The organism is Paenibacillus sp. FSL H8-0175 (assembly GCF_045040615.1).
GTDB lineage: Bacteria > Bacillota > Bacilli > Paenibacillales > Paenibacillaceae > Paenibacillus_AQ > Paenibacillus_AQ odorifer.
This window is the reverse complement of record NZ_CP150299.1, coordinates 6,165,106-6,180,798: the sequence shown is the minus strand read 5'-3', so window position 1 is coordinate 6,180,798 and position 15,693 is coordinate 6,165,106. Positions and strand designations below refer to the sequence as shown.

General features: G+C 42.1%; 15 protein-coding genes. 6 read left to right on the top strand and 9 right to left on the bottom strand.

Features of this window, described 5'->3' with window-relative positions; all coding sequences use genetic code 11:
- Nucleotides 1-28 precede the first annotated feature (28 nt).
- Complete coding sequence (locus MHH46_RS27315) at nucleotides 29-814, top strand: RNA methyltransferase (RefSeq protein WP_076194085.1); 786 nt, start codon at nucleotides 29-31, stop codon at nucleotides 812-814.
- 181 nt (nucleotides 815-995) lie between these two features.
- Here the strand turns inward: MHH46_RS27315 and MHH46_RS27310 are convergent, their stop codons facing one another.
- From MHH46_RS27310 to MHH46_RS27280, 7 genes are all read right to left on the bottom strand, one after another.
- On the bottom strand, nucleotides 996-1,550 hold the full coding sequence (locus tag MHH46_RS27310; RefSeq protein ID WP_081387947.1) for a class I SAM-dependent methyltransferase: 555 nt from the start codon (nucleotides 1,548-1,550) through the stop codon (nucleotides 996-998).
- A 6-nt stretch (nucleotides 1,551-1,556) separates the two neighbouring features.
- Nucleotides 1,557-2,591 carry a cell wall metabolism sensor histidine kinase WalK gene (locus MHH46_RS27305; protein ID WP_139329893.1) on the bottom strand — a complete coding sequence of 345 codons (1,035 nt, stop codon included), beginning with the start codon at nucleotides 2,589-2,591 and terminating at the stop codon, nucleotides 1,557-1,559.
- Between the two features lie 55 nt (nucleotides 2,592-2,646).
- Complete coding sequence (locus tag MHH46_RS27300) at nucleotides 2,647-3,327, bottom strand: response regulator transcription factor (RefSeq protein WP_036685458.1); 681 nt, start codon at nucleotides 3,325-3,327, stop codon at nucleotides 2,647-2,649.
- Nucleotides 3,328-3,358: 31 nt separating this feature from the next.
- Nucleotides 3,359-3,922: a class I SAM-dependent methyltransferase gene (locus MHH46_RS27295; RefSeq protein WP_076194087.1), complete on the bottom strand. Its 564-nt coding sequence runs from the start codon at nucleotides 3,920-3,922 to the stop codon at nucleotides 3,359-3,361.
- 30 nt (nucleotides 3,923-3,952) lie between these two features.
- Nucleotides 3,953-4,450, bottom strand: a complete 498-nt coding sequence (locus MHH46_RS27290; RefSeq protein ID WP_076130315.1) for a DedA family protein — start codon at nucleotides 4,448-4,450, stop codon at nucleotides 3,953-3,955.
- A 279-nt stretch (nucleotides 4,451-4,729) separates the two neighbouring features.
- On the bottom strand, nucleotides 4,730-5,527 hold the full coding sequence (locus MHH46_RS27285) for a sulfite exporter TauE/SafE family protein (protein WP_076194090.1): 798 nt from the start codon (nucleotides 5,525-5,527) through the stop codon (nucleotides 4,730-4,732).
- Nucleotides 5,528-5,571: 44 nt separating this feature from the next.
- Nucleotides 5,572-7,185, bottom strand: a complete 1,614-nt coding sequence (locus MHH46_RS27280; protein ID WP_076194093.1) for a carboxylesterase family protein — start codon at nucleotides 7,183-7,185, stop codon at nucleotides 5,572-5,574.
- 135 nt (nucleotides 7,186-7,320) lie between these two features.
- On the opposite strand from MHH46_RS27280, the gene MHH46_RS27275 reads away from it, so the two are divergent.
- The gene (locus MHH46_RS27275; protein ID WP_076194098.1) at nucleotides 7,321-8,232 is read left to right on the top strand and encodes a LysR family transcriptional regulator; all 912 of its coding nucleotides are present in this window, start codon (nucleotides 7,321-7,323) and stop codon (nucleotides 8,230-8,232) included.
- Nucleotides 8,233-8,252: 20 nt separating this feature from the next.
- Here MHH46_RS27275 and MHH46_RS27270 read toward each other — a convergent pair whose 3' ends face one another.
- The gene (locus MHH46_RS27270; RefSeq protein ID WP_076098816.1) at nucleotides 8,253-8,846 is read right to left on the bottom strand and encodes a YdeI family protein; all 594 of its coding nucleotides are present in this window, start codon (nucleotides 8,844-8,846) and stop codon (nucleotides 8,253-8,255) included.
- An 86-nt stretch (nucleotides 8,847-8,932) separates the two neighbouring features.
- Complete coding sequence (locus MHH46_RS27265; protein WP_076130318.1) at nucleotides 8,933-9,901, bottom strand: LacI family DNA-binding transcriptional regulator; 969 nt, start codon at nucleotides 9,899-9,901, stop codon at nucleotides 8,933-8,935.
- A gap of 112 nt (nucleotides 9,902-10,013) precedes the next feature.
- Here MHH46_RS27265 and MHH46_RS27260 point away from each other — a divergent pair, with 112 nt between their 5' ends.
- From MHH46_RS27260 to MHH46_RS27245, 4 genes are all read left to right on the top strand, one after another.
- Nucleotides 10,014-11,426 (top strand): glycoside hydrolase family 1 protein, encoded by a 1,413-nt coding sequence (locus MHH46_RS27260; protein ID WP_076194102.1) that lies wholly within the window; start codon nucleotides 10,014-10,016, stop codon nucleotides 11,424-11,426.
- Between the two features lie 280 nt (nucleotides 11,427-11,706).
- Nucleotides 11,707-13,551, top strand: coding sequence for a beta-glucoside-specific PTS transporter subunit IIABC (locus MHH46_RS27255; protein ID WP_076194104.1), 1,845 nt, complete (start codon nucleotides 11,707-11,709; stop codon nucleotides 13,549-13,551).
- Nucleotides 13,552-13,680: 129 nt separating this feature from the next.
- Complete coding sequence (licT, locus tag MHH46_RS27250) at nucleotides 13,681-14,520, top strand: BglG family transcription antiterminator LicT (protein WP_036685434.1); 840 nt, start codon at nucleotides 13,681-13,683, stop codon at nucleotides 14,518-14,520.
- A gap of 149 nt (nucleotides 14,521-14,669) precedes the next feature.
- A complete protein-coding gene (locus MHH46_RS27245) occupies nucleotides 14,670-15,692 on the top strand; it encodes an ABC transporter substrate-binding protein (RefSeq protein WP_076194106.1) in 1,023 nt (340 codons plus the stop codon).
- The last annotated feature ends 1 nt before the right edge of the window (nucleotide 15,693 follow it).

Below are 15,693 nucleotides of genomic sequence, written 5' to 3'. Positions count from 1 at the left end.
ATGGCAAGGCAGAAGAAAGGAAGACTTTATGGAAATCATGTCTCCGCAAAATACGCGGGTTAAAGAGTGGGCCGGGTTACAGGAGAAAAAGCATCGTGACAAGGCTCGTAAATATATCGTAGAGGGCGTTCATCTGGTTCAAGAAGCACTGCTGGCTGAAGCAGATGTGGAATGCCTAGCTTATGACCTCGACAAAGGAATGCCTGCTGAACTTAAGGGGCTGCTTCAGGCCGTTCAGGGAATGGAAGTGATTGGCGTTTCGGCGGCGATCATCTCAAAATGCAGCAGCACCAATACGCCGCAGCCGGTGTTCGCCATCGTGCGGAAGGAACAGCAGGCTGTAGAAGCTATCCTAGCGAAGAAGGATAGCCTTGTGGTTGTGCTGGACGGCGTGCAGGATCCGGGCAATGTCGGCACCATCATCCGCAGTGCGGATGCAGCGGGAGCAGACGGAGTGATCCTCGGACAAGGCTGTGCTGACCTCTATAATCCGAAGACCATCCGGTCCACGATGGGCTCGATGTTCCATCTTCCGGTGGTAGAGGGAGAGTTAAGTGAGATTTTGCCACAGGCCCAGGAAAATGGGGCGCTGCTGGTAAGCACTTCGCTGCAGGGCGAAGAATCATGCTATGAGCACGATTTTCAGGGCAGCCAGTGGCTGCTGATCGGCAGCGAAGGCAAAGGCATCTCGCCGGAAACGGCGCGACTCGTGGACAAGAGTATCATCATCCCGATGGCAGGCCGCGCGGAATCGCTGAACGCTGCAATGGCGGCGACGATTTTGCTGTTTGAGGGAATGAGACAGCGGGGATAAATTGTCACCGTTTGTAACGTAGTTTTCTCACACTAAATCCAGTCCTGATGATCAAGATAATCTTGATCATCAGGACTTTTTTATAATCCTGCAACAGTATTGGCTGCATATTGGGCTGGTCATTTCCATTCTCAATACTTATACATTCTTTAGAAATTACTGTTTTCCGAGTATTCATCTGTCATTCTTTTTTACGACAAATATATACGAATGTTGGAGGGAAAGTGTAAGGCACAAATTCAATTTTCTCAATAAGTAGTTGTTTAGCCCATCTTTTTTTCATGTGCAGCGAGTGCTGATATGCAACTAAAATTCCGCCTGGTTTAAGTGACTTAACAATCTGATGTAGGATTTTGTCACGCATTTCAATTGAAAAATTAAAAAATGGTAATCCGCAAATTATGCAATCTAACTCACCGATGCCTTCCTGATTCAATTTCTTGAGTAAGTAGCTGGCGTTGGAATGGAAAATGCATTCCGGATAAATTGCTTTTAAGTGTTCTCTCATTTTTTTATTCCGCTCAAACAAAAGCACTTTTGTAGAATTCGTTAATTGTGATGTCATGAGATGTGTAATAGCACCTGTACCAGCTCCAAGTTCTGCAACGGCATTTACATTATGCCATTGTACAGACTGGACTATTTTATTGGCTAATAATTGCGAACTGGGTAGAATATTTCCTACCCGCTTTGGATCTTTGAGGAAGCCTTGTAAGAAAAGTAAGTATTCAGACATAATCAATTAGCAATCCTCTCCGAAAGGCAATCTCAGTTGGAATGTGAAGACGTCATGAGTGTGTTTAAGCGTTAAAGTACCCTTGTGCAACTCAGCAATATTCCTAGCTATCGAAAGACCAAGTCCTGCTCCGGTTTGAATTCCCTGGCTTTTTCTTGAGTGGTCAACCTTATAAAATCGGTCAAATAGACGGTTTTCTTGATCCTGTGAGAGGGGAGTTCCTTTATTTTCAATCTCAATGGTACAGTGTTCAGAATCAGTTGTAATTCGTATGCTAATGCTTCCCGGGCTGATGGAATATTTTAAGGCGTTCATAAGTAGATTATCTATGGCTCTGGCTATTTTCTCACTGTCGATTAAGGTGAGGATTGGATTCTTATCTATCTCTTTTATAAGGTGGACATTGTTTTCTTGAGCGATCGGTTCGAATTCGAATAACAATTGATTCAAAAGCTGCGACAAATCGATTCTCTCCAGATTTAAACGGGAGTCAGCCGAATTAAGTCGGGTATATTCAAACAAATCATCGAGGAGTTTCTTCAAATGAAGCGCCTTGTTATAGGTGTTTTGAATAAAACGTGTGTATTCTTTTTTATCTTGGTACGATTCTGTACGTAAAAGCTCAATATACCCGATAATACTTGTAAGAGGGGTACGTAAGTCGTGTGAAATCCCCGTGATCATCTCCATCTTGGATTTTTCTATTTCGCGTTCCTTGATGATCTGTTGCTCTAAGCGCTCTGCCATCCGGTTGATGTTCAAAGCCACCAGTCCTAGTTCATCTTGGCGCACAACATTTACCCGATAACTCAAATTACCTTCGGATATAATCTGAAGTCCTTGTTCCAGCGCAATTAAATCTTTGACGATTCGCCGGGTCAATGTAAAAAATGTAATAACGAAAATAATGAAAAACATCGGAGTAAGAAGGTAGGCAAGAAAATTGAACACCCAATCCAATTTTGTTGCATTTCCAAAATGAAATAACAAGATGCTAAGTGAGGTATTTATCGCAATGGTAATTATGAAACTCAACACCATCCTGATTAAGATATTGGATTGAATGCGTTTATTTATTTGTAGATTTCGTATGATTTTAATCAACTTTGTAACCAACTCCCCAGACTGTCTTAATATACAGAGGTTCTCTTGGATTTTCCTCTAATTTTTCTCTTAAGTTACGAATATGAACCATTACGGTATTGTCAGAATATCCGTAAGGCTCTTTCCATACACTCTCGTAAATTTGCTCCGAACTATAAACTTGCCCAGGCCGGCTTGCAAGCAGGGTTAAAATCGCAAACTCTAGTGGAGTTAATGAAACTTCAATTCCATTTAACTTTACGGAATGTTTATTTTTATCTATGATCAGGTTTTTAATTATAAGCAGAGAGTTGAATTCTTCCTTTCCAATTAAGGACTGACGCCGTAACTGAGCTTTTACACGGGCCAGTAGTTCCAGTGGATTAAACGGTTTGATCATGTAATCGTCTGCCCCGGTAGTTAGACCCGTGATTTTATCAATGTCCTCTTGCTTGGCTGAGAGCATAATAATTGGGATATTTGATATTTCCCTAATTTTGAGACAGGCTGTGATACCGTCCATTTGAGGCATCATGACATCCAGGATAACCAGTTGAATGGATGTTGTTTGTATTGTACTCAACGCCTCTTGACCATCTGCAGCTTCAAGCACTTGGTAACCTTCATTTCTTAAGTAAACATGAATCACATCTCGAATTTCAGAATCATCATCTGCAACAAGAATTGTATTCAATGGACGCTGCCCCTCTTCTATATTTATTTTATTATGTTTCCCTTTTACGACAGACGTAGACGAAAGCGGGAGGGAAATTAAATGGCACATATTTTATTGTATCAATATTAAAATATTCGGAGAGTTGCTTCTTCATTTGAAGTGAATACTGAAAGGCAATAAATAATCCCTCAGGTTTAAGGGATTGGTAGATCTGTTCAACCAATGTATTTCTTAATTCGGGCTCAAAATTGAAAAAGGGCAGCCCACTAAAAATACAATCTAACTGATGAATATGTGAACCTTTAATTGTTTCTACTAAACTAGCAGCATTATGATAACAAGAAAAGTCCGGATAGCTTGTCTTCAGGTTATGCCTCATGGTTTTATCCATCTCAAATAGTAACACTTTCGTTGTACTAGTTACCTTAGTATTGATTACACGGGTGATTGCACCTGTACCTGATCCAAGTTCAGCGACTGCTTTAACTTCATGCCAAGGGGCTTGGTTAACCATGCTGTGTGCCAGAAACCGGGAACTCGGGGTAACACTGCCTACCTGTTTTGGATCCTGAATAAAACTTCTTAAAAATAAGAGTTTTTCATTGAAGCTCATTCGGAATTCCTCCATAATTTTAGAATTGATTTAGATGTTTATTAATTTTGATAGGATGTGATCTCCAAAGTACGTTCCTACAAAAAAGAACAGTAAGGTCCAACTTAAAGCACTGGGATATGAAATAAGGGCAAATCGTTTATAGCTTGTACCGCTGAGCCCGATCAACATGGGAATGATGTAACGTACAACTGGAATAAACATGCCGATATACATAGCTGTACGCCCACGTTTTTTTAGAATCTGCTCTGCTTTTTTAAAATGTCTATTAGCTTCAAATTTGCACTTCAGCTTTTGCCCAAAGAATTTACCTGCAAAGTAGGCAACCGTAAAGGCCGTTAATAGCCCTGATAAAATGCAGAAATAAGTCATCCAGGAATTGATAATCCCCATGTGGCTTAGGGTAGCTCCAGTGAGGATTGTAATTTCATTAGGGATTGGAATTCCAAAAGGGCCTAACGTGAAAGCAAGATAAAAAATCAGATATCCATACTGATTGATTAGCTCTAAGACGGTATTACTGGCCAATATGCCACCTCCTTCGCTTACTTCAATACAGAAATCTTAACTAAAAAAACTGAGGAATTAGGTGGGGGAATTCTAAAGAAATCCTGAAGAGACTTAAAATTCGATAGGATTGGCCAAGTCTCTTATTTATAGGGGGCTAAATTATGATAGAAGAAGGGATCCGTTTCTGCCTTGCAATTTGAAATGTCGCTGATATCAAGGAATCAGTCCCACAGTCACAATAAAAAAGTCCTGAGGATCAAGAAACTCTTGATCCATCAGGACTTTTTACATAATGACCTACCCTTTCATCATCAAACGAAGCGAAACGATGATGAGAAAAACGGCTAATAGCTTTAAAAGCAGCTTGGCAGGAAGGCGTTTTGCCAGGCGTGCGCCAATTTGACCGCCGATAATTGCGCCAGGTGCTAGGGCTAACACCATAAACCATTCAACATTCAATAAAAAGGCATGTGTTGTGGTGCTTACGATAGCTGACAGGAAAATTTGAAGCATAGAAGTTGCAACAGCGATATGGGGGGCAAAGTTGAGAAGTAAGGTCATTGTCGGAACCATAAGACTCCCGCCGCCAATCCCAAATAGGCTTGCTACAAAGCCAACAAGAAAACTGATGATTATGCCGGTAGGCATATGATAAGCATATTCGAAATGAGCACCGCTATTATCGGAAAAGCTTCGCTTCACGGTTGGTTTGAAAGGCCAATGGATGGGTTTATTCGGCTTGAACAAGAGCAATAAAGCGACAAGGATTAAGAAAATACCGAAGCTTACGAAAAACATTCTCCCGCCCATTTGCTTGGTAAAGAGTGCACCTATTACTGAACCCGGAATCGAAACGGCGGCAAAGGTGAGCGCTGCTTGATAATCGATTCTCTTCTGCTTTGCGTACACATAAGTACTTGAGATGGAGTTGAAAAGCAGCATCGCCATTGATGTTCCAGCCAGATGTGAAGGCTCCATATCAGGAAAAAGGAAAGCCAACGCAGGCACAACGATGAACCCGCCGCCAAGTCCGACCAATGAACCGGAAATGCCAGCTGCTAGCCCGATGACTAAGAGCAGTAAGTAAGTTAGCACAACAGCATGTTCCTTCCTCTACGTGAATTCTACAATCATTTATCTTACCAGAAAAAACGTCCCGCAAATAAATTGTTTTTTAGCCAATTGCGCTGTTCTGCTGCTAAACGGGGATCATTGTCCATTTGGGACAGGATATCTTTTTTTACAAGTTTGCAGACGGATTGAACAATAGTTTGATCCTGGCTAGCATCTAACCAGAGAATTTCCGCAGACCGGGGATTAGGGGTGTATCGTTGCCAAGCAGGTTGTCCCTCAGCATTAGGATTACCGGTATATAGGAAATGCCGTAAATAGTCCCTCATTAGGGAAGAGAGCATGTTACGCCCAGGCTCGTTATGCTCGGAAATTACATCCGCAGGAAATCTTTCCTGGACACCGGAAAAGTCACCTGTATAGAAGGGGATGTCTGCACCATGCGGGGCACCCATAAGAAAACGGATATAAGGATCGATCACTCCGTCTCTTAACCCCCAGGCGAAGCGGTAAGCATAGATGGGCATCTCCGGAATCGCACTTAATAATATCTCTGTAGTCTGCTCTACATTAAATTCTGCATACAGATCGCTCCCATATTGGACTGCAGCTTCATAGAGCTTCTTTTCTTCCAGATTTCCGGCTAACTCTTCCTTTTGCACTAGGGAGAAGAAATGAGTATCCCATAAAGTGAACTCGGAGAATTCGCTGGCAGTGCTGCCAAGGATGATCGGCAGGGAAGGGTGATCGCGGTTATTTAGATTGTCGAAGCCACCAATAGGAATGACCGTGCCATCTTCGATCAAATGGGGAAAAGCAGCCATCTGAAGCCCCGTCTCACGAATGATTTCGACAAAGTGAAAGGCATTCTGACGATATAGGAAGGCGGAAATCTTATCCGCAGATTGTGTGGAAATCCATACTCTTGCCTCACCTTGAGTGCTGACCATTCCTGTTTTTATTAATAACTCTGTTAAAATGTCATCTGCTTTTTCTTCGCTTTGCTCCGTAACAGCCGTTGTTAAACCTCCGCTCATAATAAAAAGCTTATGAAAGAGCCCTCTGCCCAGCGGTGAAAGGTAAGCAGCTAATGCATTTCTTGCACCTGCAGACTGGCCCCCTAATGTTATGTTCCCTGGATTTCCCCCAAAGCAAACAATGTTATTGCGCAGCCACTTTAGCGCATGAAGAACATCGAGGAGACCGTAATTTCCTGAGTCATCCAAGGGGTCCCCGGTTCGGAGTGAGGGATGCCGGAAAAATCCCATTGCTCCTAAACGGTAATTCACTGTAACCACTATACTATTTGTCTTACACGCCAATTCTCCAGCTTGAAAATCCCGTCCCGAACCCCCAATATTTCCGCCGCCGTGGAGGAAGACGAATACGGGTAAGCCTGCCTCGGCATGATCCGGTCGCCAAATATTCAAAAAGAGGCAATCTTCACTGCCGCCAGGTTCCCCTTGAATGAATTGGACACTGCTATTATTAAAATGGCATGCAGGCAATACACCTGTCCAAGGTTCTATCTCACGCGGTGCTTTCCATCTGAGCTTATCTATGGGAGGTTCCGCATAAGGAATCCCTAACCATGCGATCGCCCCAAGTGTTGGCAGACGTATGCCTTTAAGCTGACCGCTGGAGACTGTAATAATTTCTTCCATGGGTTCTCGTGTGCTCATTTATAGTTCCCCTTTCTCCTGCAGATTCTTATGTATTTTTAATTCTCTTTATTATAGTGTTCTGCTATGATGATGAAAAATATATTATTATATATAAAATACATAACTCTAAGGTTATAGAAGAGGGTGGGTTCGTTGGATTTACTTTCGCTTCGGTACTTTCAAACGGTTGCAAAGCTTGAGAATATGACCCAAGCAGCCGAAATACTCCAAATCTCACAGCCTGCTATAAGTAAAATGATCAAAAATCTTGAGGGCGAATTAAACGTCAAATTGTTTGATCGCACAGGAAAATACATTCGATTAAATGAATATGGAAAGCGGTTTCTTGTGAAAGTTGATTTAGCCCTACAAACGTTAGAGGAGGGGAAAACAGAGCTATTGGACTTGTCTGAGCGACCGACAGGAACTGTAGTGATTTTTATCCAAGCGGGTTCCTATTTGCTTCCGGATATGATCACATTATTTCGTCAGAAATACCCGGAAGCTCAATTCAAGCTATTGCAGCAGGATCAGGAGATCTCACGTTATCCGGCTTTTGATTTGTGTATTTCTTCTACTCCGCTCAAGATTCCAGGAACAGTGTCGACACCGGTATTAACGGAAGAAATCCTGCTGGCGGTTCCTAATGAGCACAGGCTCGCAACCCGTAAAAGTGTACGTCTGAATGAACTCGCGGAAGACGGTTTTATTAGTTTGAAAATAGGCAAGCAGCTGCGCGACACGACGGATTCTCTATGTCACGCCGCCGGATTTGCTCCGCGTATCATTTATGAATGCGATGAGCCTTCGATGGTACGCAGTCTAGTCCGTTCGGGACTAGGGGTTTCTTTTATCCCCGCTGTAACTTGGGGGGGGTCTCAAGGATCCTCTGTCGTGCTTCTTCCCATTGAAGAACCCATAAGTACCCGCACCATTGAAATCTCATGGTATACCAACCGGTACATGACTAATGTCGCTAAAAAGTTCAAGGCCTTTGTTGAGGATTATTACAAGCAGTTAGAAGAAGACAAATTAAAAAATGAGTCAACTAACCCTAAGGCTTAATTGACTCATTGTCAGCAACGCTAATCATTTAATCCCTTGCCCTCAAGGATTTGCGGGATGAATTTTTCAATTCGGGATACGCGGGTTTTGGATTGTTTGGCTTGAGAAAAATGATAAATATATGCGTTTTGCCGTCCAGGCGTTAGGGCTTCAAAAGCAGTTTTCAAGCCAGGAAGTTCAGCGAATTTAGTCTGAAGCTCTTCAGGAATGAGGTAATCCTCTTTCTTTTTTAATTCGACTTCCAAACCCGCTTTTTCAACTTCTATGGCATTTTGAATGTAGGCTTTCAGAACAGCTTCCATTTCAACGATTTGTTGCACATTCGTAAACCGAATTTGGCGCGCTGCCTGCACATTTTCTGTTTGTTGAATTAGAATCCCATTGGGATCCTGTAACAAGGCACCTTTGTGAAAGAGAAGCGCACAATATTCTTTAAATCCATGAATTAATACTATGTTTTTATCATCAAATGTGTAACATGGATGCATCCACTTATAATCTTCGGTCAGCCCGCAATCAAGCACGATCGTTCTCAACTGCTCATATTCTTCCCGCCATTGTTTCGCTTTACTTAAAAATTTATCAACCCTAGGATTCAATACATTATTTGTCATAAAAAACACCCATCTTCATCATATTTTCAATACAATTTTACTTTTTTTATGGAATGTACAGTCGTAATCTTCTGGGAATGGGCAACCTATGTTGTCTCCCGTTCGATCAGTTGGAATGATAGGGGCTGCAGCTCCATATCCAGTCCAAGCAGGGTTGGAGCCAGCAGAAGAAAGGCGTTCTCCGCCTGTCCTGCAATCGGATTCCGAACAGTGGTAATTCCGAGTGTCTGTGACAGCTCCGAATTATCAAAACCAATGATGGCTAGATCACGGGGCACCTCCAGCTGCTGTCTACGTGCTTCGCTCAGAACGCCCACCGCCACCAAATCATTGGAGCACAGAATGGCATCCGGCTGATCTGGTTGTCCAATTAGGGTTCGCACCAATTGCTCTCCGTCACGGATTCCATAAATCGTGGAGTAATACCATTTCTCAACAATGGGAAGATTATATTTGGTCATGATTTGCTCATAAGCTAGTCGTCTACTCTGGGTATTTATGCTGCTTGGGCGGCCAAAAGCATTAGCGATACGCGTATAACCCCGCTCTATCAAATGCTCTAGAGCGAGTGCATATCCGTCATATTGGTTCATGGCAACTGACGGTATTTCAGGATGGTCCATGCGTTGCCAAGACACAATCGGGCCGTATTTGCAGTAGGAAGTTATGACATTTTTATCGTTAACAGCGGTCAGAATAAGCAGAGCGTCGACTCTTTTTTGTTTGAGATCCTCGAAGGCCTGAAGTTCCTTTTGCTTATCACCGCCGGTGGTATAAATAATCGTCTGATACCCGTAACGGCCGGAAATTTCGACGAAGCTGTTCATGAAGCACAAAATAAGCTCGTTGAGGTCTAAGGTAATCATGCCGATTTGCTGGGTTTGGCCTTTGGATAAAGATATGGCATTCCGATTGGGAACATAGTCCGTCTCTTTCATAATGGCGAGAATTTTCTCCCTAGTTTCCTTGCTGACATGGGGAGAATCGTTCAGGACTCGGGATACCGTAGCTTTGGAAAAGCCCGACAGCTTAGCAATTTCGTCAAGTGTGGACATCGGCTTATCTCCTTTGCAAGATTAATCCTTGACATGTAACGCGTTCCAAGGTTTAGGATTCGGATTAGAGCAGTAAACCTATACTATCACAATAGCAAAGGCGGGAAGAAATATGAACTTACAATTTCCAGAAGGATTCCTATGGGGTGGGGCTGTAGCCGCTAACCAGCTTGAAGGGGCATATCAGGATGATGGCAAAGGCTGGTCTACCCAAGATGTCATGCCGCATGGCATTAAGTCTGCGCCTACAGAAGTTCCTACCGACGATAACATGAAGTTGATTGGTATCGATTTCTATCACCGATATAAAGAAGATATTAAGCTGTTTGCGGAAATGGGCTTTAAAGTATTCCGGACGTCTATTGCCTGGTCCCGGATTTTCCCGAAAGGGGACGAGCTGGAGCCGAATGAACAGGGCTTGCAGTTCTACGACGACCTGTTCGACGAGTGTCATAAATACGGCATCGAACCGCTAGTTACGATCTCCCATTATGAGACCCCGCTGCATTTGGCACGAGAGTATGATGGATGGGTTAACCGTAAGATGGTGGAATTTTACGAGCGTTATGTGAGAACGATCTTTAATCGTTACAAGAACAAGGTCAAATACTGGCTGACCTTTAACGAGATCAATTCTATCCTAGAGTTCCCATTTATGAGTGGCGGAATCAATACTCCATTGGAAAAATTGAGTAAGCAGGATCTGTATCAGGCCATTCACCATGAGTTCATTGCAAGTGCTTTGGCGGTAAAAATCGGTCATGAGATCAATCCTGATTTCAAAATAGGCTGCATGGTGCTGAGCATGCCAATTTATCCGCTCACTCCGCATCCGGACGACTTGATCAAGGCGATGCAAAGTGATCACAAAAATATGTTTTTTGCGGATGTTCATAGCAGAGGTTATTATCCAGGCTATATGAAACGGTTCTTTAAGGAAAATGGAATTCACATTCATTTCGAGCCAGGGGACGAGGAAATTCTGAAGCATACCGTGGATTTCATATCGTTCAGTTACTATATGAGCACATGTGAAACGGCTGATCCGGAGAAACAGATCAGAGGAGAAGGAAACCTGCTGGGTGGGGTACCGAATCCGTATCTGGAAGCGAGCGAATGGGGTTGGCAGATCGATCCGCAGGGCTTGCGTTATGTGATGAATATGTTCTATGACCGATACCAAAAACCGCTGTTTATCGTGGAAAATGGCCTTGGCGCCGTCGATCAGCTGGTTGTAGACGGGAACGGTGAGAAGATCGTAAACGATGATTACCGGATCAATTATTTGCAAGATCATTTGGTTCAAGTAGCGGAAGCTATTGCTGATGGCGTGGAAGTTATGGGATACACAAGCTGGGGCTGCATCGACTTGGTTAGCGCAACAAGCGCCGAGCTGAAGAAACGTTATGGTTTCATTTATGTAGATCGTCATGATGATGGTTCAGGTACACTGGACAGATACCGTAAGAAGTCCTTCCACTGGTACAAAGAAGTAATTGAATCCAACGGACAAAGCCTGTTCTAAAAAAAAGTCCTGATAATCAAGTTATTCTTGATTTATCAGGGTCTTTTTTGTTATCCAATATTATACAGGCTCTGGTTTATTGTTGACATCATTAATTGAACATGTTAATTTGTAAATAATAAATTAATCGGATATCAGGATTGCTACTGCATAGCAGGCAAAACCTAAGTTTCATTTATGATTACGGGGATAATCTCTCTCGTACATAGATGTGATTTAGGTTTTTTTGTGTTCCCTGATATCGGTGATTAATTGATCTGTTACAAAGGGGTGTATAAAAATGAGTTATGAACAGCTAAGTAAAGACATTATTCAATCTGTCGGTGGGGAGAAAAATATTAACAATGTGATTCATTGTGCCACGCGACTAAGATTCACACTTAACGATGAGCAAAAAGCTGATAAAGAAAATTTGGAAAAAATGAAAGGGATTATTGGGGTAGTTAGCAAAGGGGGACAGTTTCAAGTTATAGTGGGTACCCATGTTGCTGATGTGTATAAAGAAATTGCCAAATCCATATCCCCTAACAGTGACTCTGGCGAGAACAAGATAAAGAAACCTATAGGGACTCTGATTTTTGATGTTATTTCTAGAAGCTTTTCGCCTCTGATTGGTGCTTTAGCAGGTGCGGGTATGTTGAAAGCGCTATTAACCGTACTTGCTTCGTTACATGTTCTAAGTGCGGATAGTGAAACTTACAAAGTATTAGCCGGCGCTAGTAATGCTGTGTTTTATTTTCTACCCATTTTCTTAGGAATTACGTTATCGATTAGGCTGGGTGTTAATGCTTATGTGGGTGGCAGTATCGGTGCGGCTTTACTTGAACCTAATATTACGGGATTAGCAAGTGTTGAATCTCCACATTTTTTAGGTATTCCTTTAGTAATTTCGGACTATTCATCAAGCGTGTTTCCGATTTTTATCGCCATCTGTATATACGCTTTATTGGATAAGCAGCTAAGAAAGTTTATACACAAGGATTTGCAGATGTTCTTGGTCCCTATGCTATGTTTGATTGTCATTGTTCCGTTAACTATTTTGGCTTTCGGACCGTTTGGCGTGAATGTAGGGAATTTAATTGGAGACGCTATTTTGTTCCTCAGTACGAAAAGCGGTATTGTTACAGGGGCAATTGTGGGAATAGCTTGGACGTATTTGACTGTACTCGGATTGCACTGGGGACTTGTGCCAATTATTCTTGAGAACATTGCTAAGGGTGGAGATCCAATATATGCAATGGCCGGCATGGCCATCTTCGCGCAGCTGGGTGTAGCGTTGGGTATCTTCCTGAAAACAAAGGACAAACAGTTGAAAACATTGGCCGGCAGTACATTTATACCAGGCGCGCTTTCCGGTGTAACAGAACCTATTATTTACGGTTTGCTGACTCGTTACAAACGAACTTTCATTTATGTAACCATTGCCGGCGGTGTAGGTGGAGCACTTAGTGGTCTTTTCAAAGTGAAGATGGAAGTCTTCGCATTTGTGAGCGTATTAAGTCTTCCCGCATTCTCTCCGCTGGCCGTTCAAGCGATTATAGCAGGTGTGACCATTGTATTGGCTATGGTAATTACCATGGTATTTGGTTATGAAGATAAAAAGAAAGTGAATATTGTAGAAGAAAAAACGAATACTGAAAAAAGCGGGGTTATCCTCCCTCACGCCGTTAAAAGTTCAACCGTTGTAAGCCCTCTGGCTGGTAACGTAATCCCGTTAACCTCAGTAGATGATGCTGCCTTTGCTTCTGAAGCAATGGGCAAGGGGATTGCAATTGAACCCACAGAAGGTAAGCTTTATTCACCGGTAAGTGGAGTTGTATCCACTATTTTCAGAACAGGTCATTGTATTGCGGTAGTATCGGATGAGGGTGTTGAGGTCTTGATTCATATCGGTATAGAAACCGTGAAGCTAAAAGGTAAATACTTTGATGTGAAGGTGCAAGAAGGAGCAACCGTTAAACAGGGTGATCTATTGATTGAGTTTGATTTTGAACAAATAAAAAATGAAGGTTATCAATGCACAACACCGATAATTATTACCAATACGGCTAATTATAGTGATGTGATTGGTACCAATAAAACAGTTATTACACCGGGTGAAGATTTGCTGACTGTTGTAGTGTGATCTATTGAAGAGTCATAAGGTATGAATGGAATCGATCTCTTAGTACTGCTACTTAGAGATCGATTTTTTATTATAGAATACTATAAAAAAGTGCTAGCTTCGTAAAATGAAAAGGTAAGGAGCTGTAATATGCGGATCGAAAAAGTGTTAAACAACAATGTTGTTACTGTCATAGATGACCAAAATTTTGAACTAGTAGTTATGGGAAGAGGACTGGCCTTTAAGAAAAAACGTGGAGACTTTTTAGAAGAAGATAAAATTGAAAAGATATTCACTTTAAGTAATCAAAAACTTTCAGATAAGCTAAAAACGCTGCTTTCCGAGATTCCAATCGAGCACATGGAGCTCTCAGAAGAGATTATTAACTTCGCCAAACTGCAGCTCGGTAAAATGCTGGATGACAGTATTTATGTTAGTCTGACAGATCATATCAGTTTTGCGCTGGAGAGATTCTCAAAAGGGATGAAGATTAAAAACGCCATGCTTTGGGAAATCAAAAGATTCTATAAAGAAGAATATGAGGTTGGGAAAGCTGCGCTTCAAATTATACATTCCAAGCTCGGAGTCAGACTTCCCGAAGATGAGGCCGGACATATTGCGCTCCATCTGGTGAATGCAGAACTAAATGAAGAGATGCCTAACATGGTGAATATCACCAAGATCATGAACGACATCCTAAATATCGTGAAGCGCCATTTCAGGCTAGAGTACGATGAGGAGTCCCTTGCTTATTACCGTTTTATCACTCATTTGAAATTTTTTGCACAACGTCTCATCAACGGTACTCCACCTCCTGATAATGAGAATGGCTTATTTATTTTGGTAAAGCAGCAGTATAAGGAAGCTTTCGCAAGCGTTGAGAAAATTAAAATCTATATTGATAAAACATATAATCGGGAGTTAACAAATGATGAAATGCTGTATCTGACCATACACATTGAAAGAATCACAAACCAGATCATGGAGTAGGGACGGTTAAGCCTTAAATTTTAACTTTGACTTTCGGGAGAATCGCGTATAAGATTACTTATATGTTTTCTGTGATAATCATTATCAATAGATTGATAACTGTTATCATAGAATAAACTTCGAACGTTGAATCCAGGGGGATAAAGTAAATGCACAAAAGGTTAATTAGTTTATTTATGGTTGTTGCTATCATATTGGTCGTATCAGGCTGTGGTACTAACCAAAAGAATAATTCAACATCGAACGCGGGAGCAACTGACAAACCAGCTGCTGAAAACGCGGGCAGTGAATCTACAAGCGGTCCTATTGTTTTAAAGGATTCTAAAGGTGAGATTACGCTGGACAAACCTGCGCAAAGAGTTGTGGTATTGGAATGGACCTTTACGGAGGATGTTATTGCACTGGGAGTGCAGCCAGTAGGTAACGCAGATAACGAAAACTATAAGCTGTATGTGACTTCTGAAGCACCACTTGATGCAAACGTGACTGATGTTGGTTCCCGTGACGAGCCAGATCTGGAGACAATTGCTTCATTAAAGCCTGATCTGATTATTGCCAATACGGGTGGGCATGAAGGAATTTATGATCAACTTAAAAGTATCGCTCCAACATTGATTTTCGGCTTGTATCCGAATGAAGGAGAAGGTAATCAGTACACACTGATGGAAGATACTTTCAAAACAATTGCAGCGGCAGTAGGTAAAACAGCAGAAGCCGATAAGGTTCTTGCTGATTTGGATGCACATTCTGCAGATGCAAAAGCAAAGCTGGCTGATGCAGGCAAAGAAGGCTTGAACTATGTACTGACACAAGCATACAGCTACCAGAATGCAGCAACGATGCGTCTTTTTACAGATAATTCACTTGCGGTACAAACTTTGGATCGGATCGGTCTGAAAAACGACTGGAAACCCGAAAATTTCGAAGTTTACGGATTCAGTACCTCTACAGTTGAGGCATTGCCTGCGGTTCAGGATACAAATCTAATCTATATCGTCCAAGAGGATGATAATATTTTCACGAAAGAACTGAAGGATAATTCCGTTTGGAATGGCCTTAACTTTGTAAAAGAGAATCGCACCTTCGGATTGAGCAGTACTACTTGGGTGTTCGGCGGTCCGATCTCCTCCAAAGTTATCGTGGATGAAGTTGTAAATACATTAACGAAATGAG